This is a genomic window from Streptomyces sp. 1222.5, from assembly GCF_900105245.1.
Taxonomy (GTDB): Bacteria; Actinomycetota; Actinomycetes; order Streptomycetales; family Streptomycetaceae; genus Streptomyces; species Streptomyces albidocamelliae.
Genome location: NZ_FNSZ01000001.1, coordinates 2,337,285 through 2,357,709, shown reverse-complemented (window position 1 = coordinate 2,357,709; position 20,425 = coordinate 2,337,285). Strand labels below are relative to the sequence as shown.

14 protein-coding genes are annotated in these 20,425 nt (G+C 71.3%); 7 read left to right on the top strand and 7 right to left on the bottom strand.

Annotated elements, in window-relative coordinates:
* The first annotated feature begins 156 nt into the window (after positions 1-156).
* The 5 genes from BLW57_RS10530 to BLW57_RS10510 are packed head-to-tail and all read left to right on the top strand — an operon-like array spanning position 157 to position 5,402.
* Positions 157-1,188 (top strand): phytanoyl-CoA dioxygenase family protein, encoded by a 1,032-nt coding sequence (locus BLW57_RS10530; RefSeq protein ID WP_093473945.1) that lies wholly within the window; start codon positions 157-159, stop codon positions 1,186-1,188.
* Positions 1,185-2,474, top strand: coding sequence for a DUF6271 family protein (locus BLW57_RS10525; RefSeq protein ID WP_093473944.1), 1,290 nt, complete (start codon positions 1,185-1,187; stop codon positions 2,472-2,474). Before BLW57_RS10530 ends, BLW57_RS10525 begins: the two co-directional genes overlap by 4 nt.
* Entirely contained in the window at positions 2,471-3,679 is a 1,209-nt protein-coding gene (locus BLW57_RS10520) for a type III PLP-dependent enzyme (RefSeq protein WP_093473942.1), read from the top strand. Before BLW57_RS10525 ends, BLW57_RS10520 begins: the two co-directional genes overlap by 4 nt.
* Positions 3,676-4,206: a GNAT family N-acetyltransferase gene (locus tag BLW57_RS10515; protein WP_093473941.1), complete on the top strand. Its 531-nt coding sequence runs from the start codon at positions 3,676-3,678 to the stop codon at positions 4,204-4,206. Before BLW57_RS10520 ends, BLW57_RS10515 begins: the two co-directional genes overlap by 4 nt.
* Positions 4,206-5,402 (top strand): MFS transporter, encoded by a 1,197-nt coding sequence (locus BLW57_RS10510; protein WP_093473939.1) that lies wholly within the window; start codon positions 4,206-4,208, stop codon positions 5,400-5,402. Before BLW57_RS10515 ends, BLW57_RS10510 begins: the two co-directional genes overlap by 1 nt.
* Before the next feature lie 40 nt (positions 5,403-5,442).
* Here the strand turns inward: BLW57_RS10510 and sbnA are convergent, their stop codons facing one another.
* From sbnA to BLW57_RS10485, 5 genes are read right to left on the bottom strand one after another with little or no spacing between them, the layout of a single operon-like run.
* Positions 5,443-6,468: a 2,3-diaminopropionate biosynthesis protein SbnA gene (sbnA, locus tag BLW57_RS10505; RefSeq protein WP_093473938.1), complete on the bottom strand. Its 1,026-nt coding sequence runs from the start codon at positions 6,466-6,468 to the stop codon at positions 5,443-5,445.
* Between the two features lie 39 nt (positions 6,469-6,507).
* On the bottom strand, positions 6,508-7,578 hold the full coding sequence (gene sbnB, locus BLW57_RS10500) for a 2,3-diaminopropionate biosynthesis protein SbnB (protein ID WP_093473936.1): 1,071 nt from the start codon (positions 7,576-7,578) through the stop codon (positions 6,508-6,510).
* Positions 7,575-8,579, bottom strand: a complete 1,005-nt coding sequence (locus BLW57_RS10495; protein WP_093473935.1) for a TauD/TfdA family dioxygenase — start codon at positions 8,577-8,579, stop codon at positions 7,575-7,577. The genes sbnB and BLW57_RS10495 overlap by 4 nt, the downstream gene beginning before the upstream one ends.
* A 54-nt stretch (positions 8,580-8,633) precedes the next feature.
* Complete coding sequence (locus tag BLW57_RS10490) at positions 8,634-11,888, bottom strand: non-ribosomal peptide synthetase (RefSeq protein WP_093473933.1); 3,255 nt, start codon at positions 11,886-11,888, stop codon at positions 8,634-8,636.
* Positions 11,889-11,901: 13 nt separating this feature from the next.
* Complete coding sequence (locus BLW57_RS10485; protein ID WP_093473932.1) at positions 11,902-14,481, bottom strand: Pls/PosA family non-ribosomal peptide synthetase; 2,580 nt, start codon at positions 14,479-14,481, stop codon at positions 11,902-11,904.
* A 403-nt stretch (positions 14,482-14,884) separates the two neighbouring features.
* Between BLW57_RS10485 and BLW57_RS10480 the strand changes: the two genes are divergently transcribed.
* On the top strand, positions 14,885-15,265 hold the full coding sequence (locus BLW57_RS10480) for a hypothetical protein (protein ID WP_093473930.1): 381 nt from the start codon (positions 14,885-14,887) through the stop codon (positions 15,263-15,265).
* 122 nt (positions 15,266-15,387) lie between these two features.
* Here the strand turns inward: BLW57_RS10480 and BLW57_RS10475 are convergent, their stop codons facing one another.
* Positions 15,388-16,917: a helix-turn-helix domain-containing protein gene (locus BLW57_RS10475; RefSeq protein ID WP_093473929.1), complete on the bottom strand. Its 1,530-nt coding sequence runs from the start codon at positions 16,915-16,917 to the stop codon at positions 15,388-15,390.
* 64 nt (positions 16,918-16,981) lie between these two features.
* Entirely contained in the window at positions 16,982-17,179 is a 198-nt protein-coding gene (locus BLW57_RS10470) for a DUF4236 domain-containing protein (RefSeq protein WP_073897489.1), read from the bottom strand.
* A gap of 396 nt (positions 17,180-17,575) precedes the next feature.
* Between BLW57_RS10470 and acnA the strand changes: the two genes are divergently transcribed.
* Entirely contained in the window at positions 17,576-20,293 is a 2,718-nt protein-coding gene (gene acnA / locus BLW57_RS10465; RefSeq protein ID WP_093480639.1) for an aconitate hydratase AcnA, read from the top strand.
* The last annotated feature ends 132 nt before the right edge of the window (positions 20,294-20,425 follow it).

Here is a 20,425-nt window from a genome sequence, read left to right as displayed (position 1 = left end):
TCCTCCCCGCGGGCGGCCGGTCCCTCACCCCCGCCGAATCCGGCAGTCCTTCACCCCCCCGCCGAATCCGGCGGTTCCTCTTGCCCTGGCGCATGCCACCGGCACATGTCTCACGCACGACCCGAAGGTGCCCGACCAACACCCCGGAGTGATCGCATGCAGACGCCCTTCTCCCGCCTCCACCGGGCGGCCACCGACCGCCCCTACTTCAGCGCCGACGGCGAGACCTACTTCGCCCCGACACCCCTGCGTGACATCGAGAAGACCCGGCCCCTCAAGGTGCTGTCCGCGGCGGACTTCGCCTTCTGGCAGCGCTACGGCTACGTCGTCGTACGCGAGGCCATCACCCCCGGCGAGGCCAAGGGCCTGCTCGACTTCGCCTGGCAGTTCCAGGGCCTCGACCCCGACCGCCCGGAAACCTGGTACGAGGCACCGGAGTTCCGTTCCGAGCTGGACCGGCACCTCTACATCTACGGCTTCGTCGAGGCCTACCACCACCAGCTGATCTGGGACAGCCGCCAGACGCACCGCGTCCACGACGCCTTCGCGGACATCTGGGACTGCGAGGAACTGTGGGTCACCCTGGACCGGCTCAACCTCAACCCGCCCAACGTACGCACCCGTTCGCGTTCCCTCATCGAGCCTACCGACGAGGGCTTCGACATCGAGCTGCACTGGGACGTCGACACCACCCTCGCCGTGCTCCCGCAGCGCGTCCAGGGCATCATCGCGCTGAACGACACCCGGCCCGAACTCGGCGGCTTCCAGTGCGCCCCCGAGCTCTTCCGCCGGTTCGAGGAGTGGCGCCTCGGCCGGCCGCCCGGCCGCGACCCGGTCCGCCCCGGCACCGACCGCGACGAGTTCCCGGTCGTCCGCCCCGAACTCCAGGCCGGCGACCTGCTGATCTTCAACGGCCTGCTCGCGCACGGCGTGGCGCCCAACCTCTCCGACAACGGTGTCAGGGCCGTCCAGTACCTGTCGATGATGCCCGCCCTGGAGGAACACACCGCGCTGCGCGACTCCCGCGTGCACTCCTGGCACACCCTGGCCACCCCCGACTGGAACGGCACCCTCCTCGGCGACGCCCGTGAACCGGAGGCCCTCCGCTACGGCCCGGCCGCGCTCAGCGGGCTCGGCAGGAAGCTGCTCGGACTGGACTCCTGGGCCGCCGCGGAAGAGGCACAGTGAACCGCATCTGCCTCTGCCTGCCCACCAACCGGGCCTGCTCCGCCACCCTCACCGCCGTCCACGAGGAGGCCGCCCACGCCGCCCGCGACCACGGCGCGGACGTCCAGCTGCTCATCCTCGACTCCTCCGGCGACCGCACCCGCGCCGAGCACACCCGGGTCGTCGCCGGACTCCGCCCCGTGCCCGGCGTCACCGTCCACCACCTCGACGAGTCCGCCCAGCGCGCCTTCCTGCGCCGGGCCGTCGAACGCGCAGGACCGCCCGAGCCCGAGCGCCTGCTGCGCCTGATGCTGCCGCCCGCCGTCTCCTACGGCGCCTGCACCAACCGCGCCTTCCTGCTGGCCGCCGCCCTCGGCTGCTCCTCGCTGCACCGCCGCGACTCCGACAGCGCCTACCAACTCCACGACGGACGGCCGGTGTTCCCCGTCCACCACGAGCTGCCCTGGCTCGGCCGCCCCGCCGCCGAGGCCGCGGCCGGCGGCCTGCGCACCGACCTCGACCCCGCCCACGCGCACCGCCCGGTGTCGCTCGCCGGCGCCTCCTTCATCGGCGAACTCTCCGTGGACATCGCGGAGATACGGCACCTGGACGCGGGGATCTACCACGACGTGGTGAGTCTGTGGGCGCCCGGCGGCTGGCCGGAGGAACGCACCCGGCACCTGGTGGAGGAGTCCTTCACCGGCGCGGGGACGGCACCGTTCAGCGGCGACCGGGCGACCCTCACCCGGGTCGACCCCATGCGCGTCGACATGTGCAACGTCGCCTTCGACCGGGCGGTGTACGAGCGGATGCCGCTGCCGCCCGCCACCGACACCATCGGCAGCGACTACTTCCTGCTCCACCTGGTCCACGACGCCGGCCTGCCCGGCATCCTGCACAACCGGCACATCGAGAACTTCCACACCCCCGAACGCCGTACCGACAGCGGGTTCCACGCCTACCAGCGGCGGTTCGTGAAGTTCCTGCTCTCGATGCTCTACTTCCACCACGTCTACGACCGCATGGCCGCCGAGGGCGCCGCACTGCTCGACGAGCGGCACCGGGTGCGGCCCGGGACGGTCACCGCCCTCCTCCGTGAGAGCGCCGGCCTGGACCGCGCGGAGAACCTCTGGCGCCTGGACCGCGTCGACACCGCCTACCGCAAACTGGGCGGCCGGTACGCGCTCTTCGCCGACCGGCTCGCGGCCGGACGGGACCGGCTGCTCGACGAGGCCGAGTCGGACATCGAGGACTACGCGCACCTGACCGAAGCCTGGCCGGCCCTCGTGGAAGCGGTCCGCACATGAGCGCCCCGCACCCGACGGCCAGGCACCTGACCGCCTCCACGGACGACCGCATCGTCTACGACCTCACCGGCATGGAGCGGCAGTACGACTCCCTGCGGTCCGAACTGCCCGGGGCGGACATCCGCTTCGCCCTCAAGGCCTGCCCGGTCGACGAGGTCCTGCACTGCCTGGCCGCCCGCGGCGCGGGATTCGACGCGGCGAGCCCCACCGAGATCGCCCAGGCACTGCGCACCGGCGCCCCCGCCGGCCGCGTCCACTACGGCAACACCGTCAAGTCCGACCACGACATCGCCGAAGCCCACCGCCTGGGCGTCCGCACCTTCGCCACCGACAGCGTCGAGGACGTCACCGCGATCGCCCGGCACGCCCCCGGCACCCGGGTGTTCTGCCGCCTCGCCACCAGCGGCGAGGGCGCCCTGTGGGGACTGAACCGCAAGTTCGGCTGCGCACCGGACGACGCCGTCCGCGTGCTGGCCACGGCCCGCGCCGCCGGCCTGACCCCGGCCGGTCTCTCCGTGCACGTCGGCTCCCAGCAGATGACCGGCGAGGCCTGGCAGCAGGCCTTCGACACCCTCGCCGGGACACTGACGGAGCTCGCCGCGCACGGGATCGTGCCCGACCACGTCAACCTCGGCGGCGGCCTGCCCGCGCTCGGCTACCGGGACCGCCGCGGCAACGCCCTCGAACCGCCCCTCGACAAGATCTTCACCGTCCTGCGCGAGGGCGTCGAGCGCCTGCGCGGCCTCACCCCCGCACCCCTGGACGTCGTCCTGGAACCCGGCCGCCACCTGGTCGCCGACCACGGCGTCGTCCACGCCCATGTCTCCCGGCTCACCCGGCGCAGGCAGCCCGACGGCACCGACGCCCACTGGCTGTACCTCAGCTGCGGCAAGTACAACGGCCTGTACGAGATGGACCAGGTCACACACCGCCTCGTCTTCCCCGGCCGGTCCGAGGCCGAGGAGCACGTCCCCGCGATCGTCGCGGGCCCGACCTGCGACAGCGACGACGCCTACGGCGGCGGCCGACACCCGGTGCGCGTGCCCCGTGCCCTCGCCTCCGGCGACCCGGTCCGGATCCTCTCCGCCGGCGCCTACGCCACCAGCTACATGACCCAGGGGTTCAACGGCATCCACCCGCTGCCGGCCGTCTGCACACGCGACACCGGCGGGCGCACGGACCCCCGACGAACGGCACTGACATGAACCACACCCTGCGCATACGGGGCATCGCCGAGACCGACTGGCCCCGGCTGGTGGCCCTGGAGGCGGAGGCGTACGCCGACCTCTCCCTCGCCGAGGGCGAGGAGACACTGCGCTCCCGCGCCCGGGCCTCGTCCGGCACCTGCTTCGTCCTCGACCTCGACGGCGGAATCGCGGGCTACGTCCTCGCCCTGCCCTACCCCCGCCTCCGCTGCCCCGACCTGAGCAGCCCCGAACGGGTCGTCCACCACTCGGCCAACCTCCACCTGCACGACCTCGTCGTCAGCGCGCCGCTGCGCCGAAGAGGGCTCGGCACCCGGCTCGTACGCCATCTGAGCGGCGTCGCCCGCGCCCGCGGCTTCGCGACGACGTCGCTCGTCGCGGTCGCCGGCAAGGAGCGGTTCTGGCAGGCCCACGGCTACCGGCCCCACCACGAGGCCCACCTCCCACCGGGCTACGGCGCGGACGCCGTCTACATGTCGGCACAGGTGGCCGCGGCCCGGCCCGACGAAGCCCGGAGAGCGGTCTGATGCCCGGACACCCCACCCCTGCCGGCACGCCCGCGTTCGCCCGCGCCAAATGGTCCATCGCGGCGCTGTTCTGCTTCCTCGGCTTCCAGTACGGCACCTGGATCTCCCGCCTCCCGGCGCTGCGGACCCGGCTGGACCTCGGCGCCGGCGAGGTGGGCCTGCTGCTGATGGCCTGCGGGGCGGGCGCGGCGGCCTCGTTCCCGCTCGTCGCCGTCCTGATGCGCCGGCTCGGCTCCCGGCGGCTGTCCCTCGTCTCCGCCCTGTGCCTCGTCTGCGTCCTGGCCGTGCTGCCCGCCGTACCGGACTACCCTTCGGCCCTCCTCGCCGTGTGCGCCGACGGCGTCGCGGTCGGCTGCCTCAACGTCGCGATGAACGCCCAGGGCGCCGCGCTGGAGAAGGCCCACGACCGCACCGCCATGTCCCAGCTGCACGCCACGTTCAGCGCCGGCCTGCTCGCGGCGGCCCTGCTGACCTCCGGCGCGACCACGCTGACCGCGTCCGTCCCGGCCCACTTCGCGGTGGCCGGCGCCCTGTTGCTGCTCCTGCTCGCCGCCGCCCGCCCGGGCCTGCTGACGGACCCGGGCACGGGCACCCCGCCGGCCGGACCGGCCGGACCGAAGCGGCAACGCCGGCTCGTGCCGCCCTCCGCCGCGACCCTGCTCCTGGGCTGCGCCATGGCGTTCGGCACGATCACCGAGGGCGCCATGAACGACTGGTCCACGCTCTATCTGCGGGACGTCGTCGAGGCGTCCGCGACGGTGGCCCCCCTGGGCATCGCCGTCGTCTCCGTGACGATGCTGCTGGCCCGGGCGTGCGCCGACCGCTGGCGCACCCGCTGGGGCGACGGCCGTGTGGTCCGCACGGGCAGCGCCGTGGCCGCCGCCGGACTGGGCCTCGCGCTGCTCGCCGGGGGAGTGGTGCCCACCCTCCTCGGTTTCGCCTGTGTCGGCCTCGGCGCCGCCGCCATCACCCCGTGCGTGTACGTCGCCGCGGCCGAACGCGGCCCGGACACCCTGGCCCTGGTCGCGGCGACGGGCACCACGGGCCTCCTGGCCGGGCCCGCCCTCATCGGGTTCGTCGCGGCCGCGGCGAACCTGACGCTGGGCATGGCCACGGTGGCGGCCTCGGCCCTCGTCGTCACGCTGACCGCGCTGTGGATACCGTGGCGGGCCCGGGCCGCCGTGCTCGGGTCCTGACCCGAGCACGGCGGCCCGGGCCCGCACCCGGCACGCGCGGCTACCGTCTGCGCCGCCGGCCCGGGGCCCGGGACGCGGGCTTCGGCTCCCGGGCGGCGGCGCCCATCTCGATGGAGTCCAGCACGTGGGCGCCGTACAGATCCTGCAGCCAGTTGGTCTGGTAGACGGTGTCCAGGTAGCGCTCGCCGAGGTCCGGCGCGATGGCCACCGCGGTGAGCCCGCGGGTGTCGTGCCGCGCCAGCCAGTCCGCCGCGCCGCTGACCACCGTCCCCGTGGAGCCGCCGAACAGGAAGCCCCGCCGGGCCATCCGGTGGCACATCCGGATGGTGTCCGCCTCCTCGACCCGGACCACCTCGTCCACGAAGGACTCGTCCAGCAGCGGCGGGTGCATGCTCATGCCCAGACCGGGGATCATCCGGGGCCCCGGCTCGCCACCGAAGGCCACCGAGCCCACGGCGTCCACGGCGACGACGTGCACCGGACGGTGCCACTCCCGGAACCACCGGGCGCAGCCCATCAGGGTCCCGGTGGTGCCCGCCCCGACGAACACGACGTCCAGCTCCGGGAACTCGGCGGCGATCTCCGGGGCCGTGGTGCGGTAGTGCGCCCGCCAGTTGCCCGCGTTGGTGTACTGGCTCAGCCAGACGTAGCGGGGGTCGGAGGCGCACAGCGCACGGACGTACTCGATGCGCATCCCGAGGAACCCGCCGTTGGAGTCCTGGTCGGCCACGACGTGCACTTCGCTGCCGAGTGCCTCCATCAGCAGCCGGGTCGACAGGTTGCAGCGGGAGTCGGTCACACACAGGAACCGGTAACCCTTGCTCGCGGCGATCATGCTGAGCGCGACGCCCAGGTTTCCGGACGAGGACTCGACGAGGATGGAGTCCGACGCCAGGATTCCGTCACGCTCGGCGCTCTCCACCATCTCGTTCGCGGCCTTCAGCTTGATGGAGCCGGCGAAGTTGAAGCCCTCGCACTTCAGGTAGAGCGGGTATCCGCAGGTCGACTCGAGGTCGACGAAGAGATGCCCCTCGTTGAAGGCGTAGGGAGCGGAAATGACAGGCACTGCGGGCCTCCTGGTGCCGGACGAAGGACGTGGACGGCCTCAGCCGTACCGGCGCAGGTCGTGGAAGAAGTCGTCGATGACGCGGAGGTTTCCCGCCCGTCCCACTTCGTCGTAGACGAACTTGCCCACGGCGAGGTCGAGGACGCCGAGTCCGAAGGGCGAGAAGATCACCGGCCGGTCGGCCGGAGGCGCGGCGCGCCCCAGCATCACGTCACACAGGGTCCCGTTCAGGAAGTCGCGGTTCCCGGTGCGCTGTTCCACGAGGTGGGGGGACGTGTCCGCCTTCAGGCAGTGCTCGACGTCGTCGACGAAGTTGGCGGCGCCGAGCAGGACCTCCGGGGCGAGGTCGCGCAGGGACACGTGCAGGACCACGGGGTTGTGGGCGAACCAGGCCGGCGTGGTGACGTGCGGCCGGCCGGCGACGGTGGCGAAGACCACCAGGTCGCTGCCGCGTACGAGGTCCTCGGCGCTCTCGTGCACGGTGACCTCGCCGGTCACACCCGCCTGCTCCAGATAGCCGCGGAAGCCGGCGGCGCTGTCGGCGGACACGTCGTGCACGCCGATCGCGTCGAAGGACCAGCCCGTGCCGGCCAGGAAGGTGTGGATGTACCGGGCGATCAGACCCGTGCCGAAGAACCCCACCCGGCGGGGCCGGGTCCGGTTGCGGCTGAGCACGTCGGCCGCCAGGGCCGCCGACGCCGCTGTCCTGGTCGCGCTGATGATGGAGCTCTCCAGGCAGGCGAACGGATAGCCCGTGTCGTGGTCGTTGAGGATCAGCACCGCGGAGGCCCGTGGCAGTCCGCTGTCCACGTTCTCCGGGAAGCTGGAGATCCACTTCATGCCGTCCACCCGGACCGACCCGCCGATGGAGGCGGGCAGCGCGATGATCCGCGAGCTGGGCCGGTCAGGGAACCGCAGGAAGTACGACGGCGGGTTGACCGAGTCCCCCGCGCCGTGCAGCCGGTAGGTGGCCTCGACCAGCTCCACGAGCTCCTTCTCGCGCCCGCCGAGGGCCTGCTGCACCTGCTCGCCGGAGATCACGGCGAACGTCGGCACCGAGGGGCCCGCGGGCACGGACCGGTGGGCGGCGGTCGACAGCAGATCGGTCATCGCTCGCTCGCCTCCGGGGTCGGGCAGGCGTCGGCCAGCCGCCGCGGCTCACCCATGCCGACCAGCACCTGCCGGTCCCCGGTGAAGGGCTCCCGGCTGTGCGCGGTGCGGATGTTGTCCACGAGCAGCAGGTCACCGGAGTGCCAGGGCTCGCGCCGGGTGTGCGCCTCGTAGGTGCTGTTGAGCTGCTCCACCACATCCTCGCCGATCGGGCTGCCGTCCCCGTAGCGGGTGTTGAACGGCAGACCGTCCTCGCCGTACTCGTCCACCAGGTACTCGCGCACCTCGGGAGCCAGCGTCCACTCGTTGAGGAAGGCGATCTGGTTGAACCAGCAGCGGCGGCCCGTGAGCGGGTGCTGCACGACGGCACTGCGGCGCTGCCGCGTGCGCAGCGAACCGTCTGCCTGCCAGCTGAAGTCGATGGCGTTGGCCCGGCAGTAGTGCTCGATCTCGGTGCGGTCGGCGGTGCCGAACGACTCCTCCAGAGAGGCCCCGATCTCGTCGTTGTAGCTGCGGGTCAGCATCCAGCCCTCGCGCTCGAACCGGTCGGTCAGACCGGCGGGCAGCGCCTTGAGGACCTGCTCCGCGTCCGCCACCGCCGTCGCCCCGCCCTGCTCGGGCGCGGTCGGACAGGCGAACAGCATCAGGCCGGGCACCTCCAGGGTGTAGCTCAGCTCGTGGTGCATGCACATCGGCTGGTTCGCCGGCCAGGTGGTGGAGGAGTACAGCCCGGGGCCGTGGGCCTCGCGGGGCGCGAACGCCTCCCGCTCCGTCATGAGCCCGCCGGACAGACGGGTGAGGACGGCGCCGATCCGGTCCGTGTCCCGCAGTCCGAGGCCGCGGACGAGCAGCGCCCCGTGCTCGGTGACCTGCGCCCGCAGCGCCTCCCGGTGCGCGGCCGCCCAGCCCGGCGCGTCACCCGGCGGATCGACGTGCAGGATCGGGGGTTTGTCCGGCCGCAGCTCCACCTCTAGCGGTGCTGCCAGGGATGAGGACGTCATCTCGGTTTTCCTTTCGGTCGCCCGCCCGGTCGGCCCAGGGGGATCGGACGGGGATCAGGTGGAGGCCAGCGGCAGAGCGGTGCTCACGACGGCCTGTGCCGCCTCGGCCGGACGGGTGCGGAGGAAGTGGTGCCCTCCGTCGGGCAGCTCGTGCAGTTCGACGTGCTCGGCCACGAGCAGCCAGTCCCGGTACCGGTGGACGTGGCCGGCGGTGTACGGGTCGTCGGCGGCGACGACCACCGAGACCGGAGCGGACAGCTTCACCGGCGGCGGGCTGTCGAGGACCGCCCGGAAGTAGCGGTGCGCCTGAAGGCAGTCGTGCCGGTAGGCGGCGCCGATGTGCGCGGCGTGCCGCTCGTTGAGCTCGGCGAGTTCCGGGTGGCCGCCGTCCGTGGCCAGCCCGGCCGCGATCTCCGCGTCGCTCCGGCCGCTCAGCGCGGCGACGGCGGCGTCGCGTTCGGCCGCGGTGCCGAGCAACTGCGCGGCCAGGAACACCCGTGTCACCCGCACGCCCCGCTCCCGCAGCAGCCGGGCCGTCTCCAGGGCCGGCGCGGCGCCCGAGGAGTGGCCCCACAGCATGACCCGGGTCAGGCCGCGTGCCGTGATCTCCTCGGCGACCCGCTCGGCCACCTGTGCGATCGACGCGAACGGCTCGGGCGAGCCGGCCAGGTCGTGACCCGGCAGGTCCACCGCGAACACCGCCGGGCCGCGGCCCGCCAGCTCCCGGGCCATCGGCTGGTAGTTGACCGCGTTGCCGCCCGCGTAGGGGAAGCACACCAGCGCACTCTCGGGGGTGCCGTCCGCCTCCGACACGGGCTGGAGCAACTCCCGGCGCCGACCCGTGTCGGAGGCGTCGAGGAGAGCCGCCAGGTCGGCGAGGACCGGGTGCCGGGTGATGTCCTTCAGGGACACCGCCCGGTCCAGCGCGAGGGTGAGCTTGACGGCCGTCAGGGAGGTGCCGCCGGAGTCGAAGAAGTGGTCCGTCCGGCGGATCCGGTGCTCGGGCACGCCCAGCAGCTCCGCCCAGGCGGCCGCCAGCCTCCGCTCGGCCGGGCTCAGCTCGTCCGCTCCCGCCGCGTCCTCGGCGTCCGGTGCCGCCTGCTCGGCCAGCGCGGTCAGCGCCTTGCGGTCGATCTTGCCGTTGGCGGTCAGCGGGAGACCGTCCTGCCAGTGGAAGGCCGAAGGGACCATGTAGGCGGGCAGCACCGTGGCGAGTTCCGCGCTCAGGGCGTCCGGCCGCTGACGCGTGCCGCTGTAGAAGGCGATCAGATGCTTGCTCCCGCCGGCCCGCTCGGCGACGACGACCGCGCCGTCCCGCACCCCGTCCACCCGCAGCAGGGTGTTCTCGATCTCGCCGATCTCGATCCGGAAGCCGCGGATCTTGACCTGATTGTCCCGGCGGCCCAGGAACTCCAGCTTCCCGCCCGGGTGCCAGCGGCCCCAGTCACCGCCCAGGTAGAGCCGCTCCCCGGGCCGGAACGGGTCCGTGCGGTAGGCCTCACGGGTGCGTTCGGGGTCGTTGACGTACCCCCGGCCGACGCAGACACCGGAGAACGCGATCAGTCCGGGAGCACCCAGCGGCACCAGGGACAGCTGCTCGTCCACCACGTACACCCGCACGTTGTTGACCGCCCGCCCGAGCAGCACCCGCTCGGGCACGCCGTCCAGGACCTCGTGGTTGGTGTCGTCCGAGGTCTCCGTGAGCCCGTAGGCGTTGAGCAGCCGGATCCCCGGCTGGATCGCGAACCAGCGCTGGACCAGCTCCCGTTTCAGCGCCTCACCGGTCACCGACACGCACCGCAGGTCCGGCAGGGCCCGCGGGTGCTGCTCCAGGTACGAGACCACGACCTCCAGATAGGAGGGCACGACCTGCGCCACCCCGACCCGCCCGTGCTCCAGCGTGTCGACGAACCGCTCCACGTCCACGACGGCGTCCTGGCCGACCAGCAGGGTCCGCCCGCCGACCAGCAGCGCGGAGATCAGCTGCCAGAGCGAGATGTCGAAGCACTGCGGCGCCGTCTGCGCCACCACCGACCCCTCGCCGATGCCCAGGTCGTCGATCTTGGCGTGCAGGTGGTTGAGCAGGCCCGCGTGCTCGCACATCGCGCCCTTCGGCTCGCCGGTGGAGCCGGAGGTGAAGTAGATGTACGCCAGCTGGTCGGCGTCGACCCGCACGCCGGGGGCACTGTCGTCGTGCGGTTCCGCGTACGCCGTCTCGACCAGCAGCTTCTCGGTCGCGGGCAGGCCGGCCAGCGCCTGGTCGAGCGTCCCGGTGCTGCCGGACTCGGTCAGCACCAGCCGGCACCCTGCCCGTTCGAGCGTCGCCGCGATACGGCCGGCCGGGAAGTGCGGCTCGATCGGCAGGTACGCGCCGCCCGCCTTGAACACGGCCAGCGTCGCCGCCAGCCAGTCCAGGTTGCGTTCGGTGACGACGGCCACCACGTCCTCCCGGCCCAGGCCGCGCGCCAGCAGCGCCCGCGCCAGTCGGTTGGCCCGCGCGTCGAGCTCCCCGTACGTCCACTCGCGCTCGCCCTGCACCGCCGCGACGGCCTGCGGATGCGCCCGCGCACGCCGTTCGAACAGCTCGTGGGCGCGGGCGTCCGGCAGCGGCCTGTGCGGACCGGCCAGCCCGTCCAGCTGCTCGCGCACCTCGTCGTCCGAGAGCAGGCTCTGCCGGTCGTGGGACGCGTCCGGGCCGGACGCCATCAGCCGCAGCGCCTTGAGGTGGTAGCCCCCGATCCGGGCCGCGCTCTCGGCGTCCAGCACGTCCGTGCGGTACCGCAGGCGCAGCTTCAGCCGCCCGCCCAGGTCCGACCAGCGCACGTGCAGCACACCCTCGCCGACGTGCGGCTCCTCGGCTCCCAGGGGACCGAACACCACCTCGTACGACGGCTCGGTCACCCCCAGCTCCGCCCGCAGCGGGGCGACCGGGAACTCCCGGTGGGCCAGCAGTTCCGCCTCGGCCCGCTCCGCCGCCGACACCAGCGCGAACCAGGACCCCGGGGTGACGGACAGACGGCACGGCAGCGGCTCGCCCCGCACTCCGGCGCCGTACCCCGTCACCACGTCCTGCTCACCGGACAGGGCGGCCAGCACCTTGGCGTGCGCCGCCAGCAGCAGCGCGCTGATCGGCACGCCCGACCGCCGTACCAGACCGCGTACCGCGTCGGCCACGTCGTCCGGGACCGCCGCCTCCTGCTCGGCCGCTCCCGGCTCCGGGCGCCCCACCCACCGGGGCACCGCGGTGGTGCCGCCGGCGGTCAGCACCCGGCTCCAGAACCCACGGTCCGCTTCCACGCGCGTGTCCATCGAATGGCCTTCCTCACCTGGTGGTCGTAGCAGAGGCGTTGGTCGTCGCCAGGGTCCGGTCCGGGCTGCCGGACCGGACGGCGGCCTCGGGCATCTCCACGGCCGGATTGCCACCCCACCGCGCGTCCGGGGGCACTTCCTCGCCCTTCATCAGGAAGGAGTCGGCCACCAGCACCGAGCCCTCGCCCAGGGTCACGCCGTAATGCACATGGGCGGCGACGCCGAGCGTGGTGCGGGCGCCGAGCGCGGTGGCGGCCGACTTGAAGGTGCCGTCCTCCTGCGAGTGGCACTGGATCTTGCACCCCATGTTGAGGGTGCACTCGTCGCCGATGGTGGTCAGCGTGCGCTCGGTGATGTAGCAGCCGTCGTCGAACACCCTCCGGCCCATGCGCACGCCCATCAGCCGCCACACGAGGCTCTTGTAGGGGGTTCCGTTGAACAGGTTGAGGAAGTGGTCAGGGACCTTCCACACCCGCTCGTGCTGCCAGAAGACCCGGTCGTAGATGGAACACAGCTGGGGCTGCAGGGCGCGGAACGACGTCAGGCAGCGCTCCACCAGCACGTAGTACGCGGTGGACAGGGCCAGCGTCAGCGCCAGGTAGCTGCCGATCACCACGTGCCCGACCACGCCGTACAGGTCCACGGAGGCGAGGGCCAGCAGGGTGAGCAAGAAGACGTGCAGCCAGCGCACGGTGAGCATCAGGGCCATGGAGCGGAGGTTGTAGCGGTTCTTCGCGCGCAGATTGCTGCGCAGTTCGTCGCCCGTGCGCAGGTGGTCGAACCGAACGTCGCGCTCCACCGAGCGCGGGATCTCGAAGCACGGCGAACCGAGCAGCCCCACGCCCTCGCGGACCTCACCGTCGAGGGGGACCAGCACCTTGGTCGCCAGGAGGCAGTTCTCGCCCGTCCTGCCGCCCGCGGGATAGGCGATGTTGTTGCCCAGGAAGTTACGTGCCCCGATGGACACCCGGGACAGCCGGAAGGACGTACCGGAGTACTCCGCGTTCACCACCGAGAGCCCGTCGGCCACCATCGTGCCGGTGCCGACGGACACCAGCAGCGGGGTCTCGTGCTGCACCTCGGTGCCGAAGTTCGACCCGGTCTGCTCGACGTGGGACAGGTCGTATCCGAGGCCGCGCAGGTAGTTCACGATGTACGAGCTGTCACCGAAGAGCCAGCTGAAGAACTTGATGTTCGTCATGCGGGCCGTGGTCCGGTGCAGCGCGTAGTGCACGCCGTAGAGCGGATAGACCCGGTCGGGCTTGACGATCAGCCCCAGCAGACGCGGGACCGTGAACAGGACGACCACGCCCAGCACCAGGAATCCGCAGAAGCCGGCGAGGGAGAGGGCCAGCGCGTCGGAGATCAGCTCCGGGCGCGAGAGGGCCGCCGTCTGCGGGTCGAGCCGCTTGCCGATCGCCGGTACCTCGGTGAAGAGCATGTACACCCCGCCGAGGGTCAGCGGTATGTACACGAAGAGCAGCTGCAACAGCGTGCCCAGGCCGTACCGGAACCGGCGCGCGGTGCCGCAGTCGGCCGGCGCCACCCGCACGTGGTCGATCGGCGTCGGCTCCGCCGGGGAGCCGTGCCAGCGCTCGCCGTCGGGGATCACCTGTCCGCGGTGCAGCGACGAGGAGTGGCCGAGCTGCGCGCCGTCGCCCATCGTGGTGCCGATGTCCAGGACGGTCTTCTCGCCCACGAACACGTCGCGGCCGAGCGTGATCGGGCCGGTCTGGATGCGCCCCGCCTCCGCCCGGTAGCCGAGGAGAAAGGAGTCCTTGCGGATCAGCGTGCCGGCGCCGATGGTCAGCAGGTCGGTGCAGACCGGGACGGAGCGGGAGAGGATCGTGACCCCCTTGCCGATCCGTGCGCCGAGGGCCCGGAGATACAGCACATACAGCGGTGTCCCGACGAGAAGCACCATCGGATTCGCGTGCAGCAGCACCCTGACCAGCCACAGGCGGGCATAAGCAGGGCCCCAGACGGGGAATTCACGCTCTTTCCATCGGCCGACCAGAATCCATTTCGCTGCGACCGGGAATGCACACAGAGCGACGAACCCGACGCTTCCGAACAGGAGCGCCCGCATATAGATGCCGCCCGCACCCGATCCCGCGGCGATCCACTCGTATCCGTACGCCGTGACATATCCGGAGACCAGGGAGTACACGAGGAAAACCGAGAGCTGGAAAGTCCCGCAGACGAAATGGCCGAATCGGCCCACACGGGTGACCGGCACCACCGGCACCGACGGCACCGGCACGGGCGCCGCGGGGGCGTCGGCAGGAGCGGCCTCGACGAGTGCCGCGGCCAGCCGGCGGATCGTGGGATGCCGGTAGATGTCCCGCATGGAGGGGGAGGGCAGGTCCGCCCGCTTGCGCACCCGCGCGCAGAACTGGGCCATGACCAGGGAATTCGCGCCGAGGTCGGTGAAGAAGTCGCTGTCGAGCGCTACCCGGTCGGCGCCTGTCAGCTCGGCCAGCGCCGCCGCGAGTTCCTTCTCGGTGTCCGTTCCGGCCGGTGCCCGGTCGCTCATGGCGACAGCGGGTTTACCCGTCCCGGATATGGGGACCTCGGAGGACTGCTCCACCATTCGATCTCCTGACGTGTGGATCGCCAATGGCCCCGAGTGGACGGTTTGCTCCGATCACGTACCGCCACGTTCAGTCTGGCCAGGCAGACAGGAGGTTGCCACTTAGGGCAGCGCGCCGTACCCGCGGAAAATCCCCTACGAGTCCGTATTCATAGGCCCCGCACAGGATGAGGCCGCCCTTCGTTTCACTCGAACGGCGGCCGTTCGTGCGGGTCAGGCCGGTGGTCGGCGAGTGGGCGGTGGGTCCGTCGGCCGAGGGGGGGCGTTTCGGCGCTGCCGCAATTCGGCGCGCTCGGAAAATGTCCATGACCGCCCCTGTCCGGCAGGAAGACATGAGCGACGTACCCGCCGACGGAGCCGGCCCGAAATCGCCACCGAGGAGATCCCCTCGCTGCTGCTGCGCATGATCCCGGAATCCGCCGACTCGATCGCCGAGACGTACGACCGTCCCGCGGAGACGGCCGTGGTGACCGAGGACGCGTGGGTGCGGCTGTACAAGCTGCTGGCCGAATGCTTCACGACGCCCGTGCTGATGCCCGAGTTGGAGAGCGCCGGCCCCGACACCGAGCTGCTCGGCCGCTGCTGGGACTTCGTGGAAACCATCGTCGCCCACCCGAGTGAGCATGTGAGCGGCGCCGTCTACTTCGAGGTGCTCGGACAGCTGCTGAACGCCGAAGGGCTGGTCGAGGCAGCCTGGCCCTGCATGAAGGACCGGACGCGGGCACGTACCCTGCAGATGCTGGACGGCTACGAGGTACGCCTGCCCGGCATCAACCGGCGCTGAGGGCACGCGGAGCGAGTGCCGGTCGTGGACTACTGGTCCCGGACCTGAAATGCCGCCGCACCCCACCTCTGATCCGACCTGCGATGCAAAGGGTCAAGAAGGGGTGCGGCGGCATCCGTGCGTCAGATGTCCCGGAAGATCTCGATCTGCGCGCCGACCGAGTTCAGGCGTTCGGCGAGGTCCTCGTAGCCGCGGTTGATGACGTACACGTTGCGCAGCACAGACGTGCCCTCGGCCGCCATCATCGCCAGCAGGACGACCACCGCGGGACGCAGGGCCGGCGGGCACATCATCTCGGCGGCGCGCCAGCGGGTCGGGCCCTCGACCAGCACCCGGTGCGGGTCCAGGAGCTGGAGCCGGCCGCCGAGGCGGTTGAGGTCGGTCAGGTAGATCGCGCGGTTGTCATAGACCCAGTCGTGGATGAGGGTCTGGCCCGAGGCGACCGCCGCGATGGCCGCGAAGAACGGGACGTTGTCGATGTTCAGGCCCGGGAACGGCATCGGGTGGATCTTGTCGATCGGCGCCTCCAGCTTGGAGGGCCGGACCGTGAGGTCGATCAGCCGCGTGCGGCCGTTGTCCGCGAAGTACTCGGCGCTGCGGTCGTGGTCGAGGCCCATCTCCTCCAGGACCGCGAGCTCGATCTCCAGGAACTCGATCGGCACCCGCCGCACCGTCAGCTCCGACTCGGTCACCACGGCGGCGGCCAGCAGGCTCATCGCCTCGACCGGGTCCTCGGAGGGGGAGTAGTCGACGTCGACGTCGATGTTCGGCACGCCGTGCACGGTGAGCGTCGTGGTGCCGATGCCCTCGACCCTGACGCCGAGCGCCTCCAGGAAGAAGCAGAGGTCCTGGACCATGTAGTTGGAGGAGGCGTTGCGGATGACGGTCACACCGTCGTGCCGGGCGGCGGCCAGCAGCGCGTTCTCGGTCACCGTGTCGCCGCGCTCGGTCAGCACGATCGGCCGGTCGGGGCGGACCTTGCGGTCCACCTGGGCGTGGTACTGGCCCTCGGTGGCCGCGATGGCGAGGCCGAACCGGCGCAGCGCGATCATGTGCGGTTCGATGGTCCGCGTGCCCAGGTCGCAGCCGCCGGCGTAGGGCAGCTTGAAGTGGTCCATGCGGTGCAGCAGCGGGCCGAGGAACATGATGATGGACCGGGTCCGCACCGCCGCGTCCGCGTCGATCGCGGTCATGTCCAGCTCGGCGGGCGGCACCAGTTCCAGGTCGACGCCGTCGTTGATCCAGCGGGTGCGCACGCCGATGGAGTTCAGTACCTCCAGAAGGCGGTACACCTCCTCGATCCGCGCGACCCGGCGCAGCACCGTGCGGCCCTTGTTCAGCAGCGAGCCGCACAGCAGGGCGACGCAGGCGTTCTTGCTGGTCTTCACGTCGATGGCGCCGGACAGGCGGCGGCCGCCGACGACTCGCAGATGCATCGGACCCGCGTAGCCCAGCGACACGATCTCGCTGTCCAGGGCCTCACCGATTCGGGCGATCATCTCAAGGCTGATGTTCTGGTTCCCGCGCTCGATGCGGTTGACCGCACTCTGGCTGGTACCGAGCGCCTCCGCGAGCTGGGCCTGCGTCCAGCCACGGTGTTGCCGGGCGTCACGGATGAGCTTGCCGATGCGTACGAGGTAATCGTCTGCCATGGGCTTGAGGTTATCTCAGATATGAGATGGTGCCCGCTGGGGAGTCCATTCGGGTGACGGCATGTCAACGTCCCCTGGTCGTACGGGTTCGACGCCATCCGAAAGGTCCGGGCAAATCCACCGATGTCGTACGTCGTCCGGTGCTGCTGCGGGTGTGGCGCGGGCCGTTCCCGCCGCCGGTCGTGATGGACCAGGAGTGCCGGTTGATGTTCAGCCGGACCCCGGGGAGGATCCGGAAGCTCTTGCGGAAGGTGAGCGGCATGACCGCCTCCTCTGGGTGTCGGATCTGGGTGCCGTTCGGATCGGATACCCCGTGCGCGCGCACTGATGGGCGCCGCGTGGCGGTCCGGCGGGCGCCGTGCGGGGAGGCGCGTCGGCGAGGGGTGCGGCGCGCCGAGGGGTTTGTCGCCCATGTGCCGGTCGTCGGCCCCCGTGTGTGGCCTACGCCACCGGATGTCGGCATGCCGGGGCCGGTCCGGGCATGACCATCCAGCGGCCATGTACTAGAGTTATCTCGACATCGAGATATCTGCCGAGGCGCACCGCAGCCGCCACCCCAGTAAGGTTTACCTAACTTAGCCTTACCTTAGCGGATCGGCCAAGCCGGCGTGGCGGCAGGATTGACGGTGGTACGCGCACATCAATGAAGGAGACTGTCGTGTCGGCGAACAGCTTCGACGCCCGCAGCACGCTGCAGGTGGGCGACGAGTCGTACGAGATCTTCCGGCTGGACAAGGTGGAGGGCTCGGCCCGCCTGCCGTACAGCCTCAAGGTCCTGCTCGAGAACCTGCTCCGCACGGAGGACGGCGCGAACATCACCGCCGACCACATCCGTGCCCTCGGCGGCTGGGACTCGCAGGCCCAGCCCAGCCAGGAGATCCAGTTCACGCCGGCCCGCGTGATCATGCAGGACTTCACCGGCGTGCCCTGCGTCGTGGACCTCGCGACCATGCGTGAGGCCGTGAAGGAGCTCGGCGGCGACCCCGCCAAGATCAACCCGCTGGCGCCGGCCGAGCTGGTCATCGACCACTCCGTCATCGCCGACAAGTTCGGCACCAACGACGCCTTCAAGCAGAACGTCGAGCTGGAGTACGGCCGCAACAAGGAGCGCTACCAGTTCCTGCGCTGGGGCCAGACCGCCTTCGACGAGTTCAAGGTCGTCCCGCCCGGCACCGGCATCGTCCACCAGGTGAACATCGAGCACCTGGCGCGCACGGTCATGGTCCGGGGTGGCCAGGCATACCCCGACACGCTGGTCGGCACCGACTCGCACACCACCATGGTCAACGGCCTCGGCGTGCTCGGCTGGGGCGTCGGCGGCATCGAGGCCGAGGCCGCCATGCTCGGCCAGCCGGTCTCCATGCTGATCCCGCGCGTCGTCGGCTTCAAGCTCACCGGTGAGCTCACCCCCGGCACCACCGCCACCGACCTCGTGCTCACCATCACCGAGATGCTGCGCAAGCACGGCGTCGTCGGCAAGTTCGTCGAGTTCTACGGTGAGGGCGTGGCCGCCACCTCGCTCGCCAACCGCGCCACCATCGGCAACATGTCGCCGGAGTTCGGTTCCACCGCCGCGATCTTCCCGATCGACGACGAGACCCTGAACTACCTGCGCCTGACCGGCCGTTCGCAGCAGCAGGTCGCGCTCGTCGAGGCCTACGCCAAGGAGCAGGGCCTCTGGCTGGACCCGAAGGCCGAGCCGGACTTCTCCGAGAAGCTCGAGCTGGACCTGTCCACGGTCGTCCCCTCCATCGCCGGCCCGAAGCGCCCGCAGGACCGCATCGTCCTCGCGAACGCCGCCGAGCAGTTCAAGCAGGACGTCCGCAACTACGTCGACACCGTGGACGAGGCGGGCCAGGAGTCCTTCCCGGCCTCCGACGCCCCGGCCATCCACCCCAACGGCGCCCCGTCCAACCCGGTCACCGTGACCGCCCCCGACGGCTCGACCTACGAGATCGACCACGGTGCGGTGACGGTCGCGGCCATCACCTCCTGCACCAACACCTCGAACCCGTACGTCATGGTCGCCGCCGCGCTGGTGGCCAAGAAGGCGGTCGAGAAGGGCCTGACCCGCAAGCCGTGGGTCAAGACCACCCTCGCCCCGGGCTCCAAGGTCGTCACCGACTACTTCGACAAGGCGGGTCTGACCCCGTACCTCGACAAGGTCGGCTTCAACCTGGTCGGCTACGGTTGCACCACCTGCATCGGCAACTCCGGCCCGCTGCCGGAGGAGGTCTCCAAGGCCGTCAACGACCACGACCTCGCGGTCACCTCGGTCCTCTCCGGCAACCGGAACTTCGAGGGCCGTATCAACCCCGACGTCAAGATGAACTACCTGGCCTCCCCGCCGCTGGTCGTGGCCTACGCCCTCGCGGGCTCCATGAAGGTGGACATCACGCGTGACGCCCTGGGCACCGACCAGGACGGCAACCCGGTCTTCCTGAAGGACATCTGGCCCTCCGAGGCCGAGGTCAACGACGTCGTGGCGAACGCCATCGGCGAGGACATGTTCAACAAGTCCTACCAGGACGTCTTCGCGGGCGACGCCCAGTGGCAGTCGCTCCCGGTCCCGACCGGCAACACCTTCGAGTGGGACGCCGAGTCGACCTACGTCCGCAAGCCCCCGTACTTCGAGGGCATGGAGATGGAGCCGGCCCCGGTCAGCGACATCGCCGGTGCCCGCGTGCTCGCCAAGCTGGGCGACTCGGTCACCACCGACCACATCTCCCCGGCCGGTGCCATCAAGGCCGACACCCCCGCCGGCAAGTACCTCACCGAGCACGGTGTGGAGCGTCGTGACTTCAACAGCTACGGCTCGCGCCGCGGCAACCACGAGGTCATGATCCGCGGCACGTTCGCCAACATCCGCCTGCGCAACCAGATCGCGCCGGGCACCGAGGGCGGCTACACCCGCGACTTCACCCAGGCCGACGCGCCGGTGTCGTTCATCTACGACGCCTCGCGCAACTACATCGAGCAGGGCATCCCGCTGGTCGTCCTGGCCGGCAAGGAGTACGGCTCCGGCTCGTCCCGCGACTGGGCGGCCAAGGGCACCGCGCTGCTCGGCGTGAAGGCCGTCATCGCCGAGTCGTACGAGCGCATCCACCGCTCGAACCTCATCGGCATGGGCGTCCTGCCGCTGCAGTTCCCGGAGGGCCAGTCCGCCGCCTCCCTCGGCCTGACCGGCGAGGAGACCTTCTCCTTCACCGGCGTCGAGGAGCTCAACAACGGCACCACGCCGCGCACGGTCAAGGTCACCACCGACACCGGTGTGGAGTTCGACGCGGTCGTCCGCATCGACACCCCCGGTGAGGCCGACTACTACCGCAACGGCGGCATCATGCAGTACGTGCTCCGCAGCCTGATCCGCAAGTAGTCGATCAAGGCACACAGCGCGCCGGAGGGCCGCACCCCCACCCCGGGGGTGCGGCCCTCCGCCGTGCGCGCTCCCGGCTCCCAGCGCGCCGGTACGGCCTCGGCCGACGGGTACCGCCCCCCTTGGATCCCC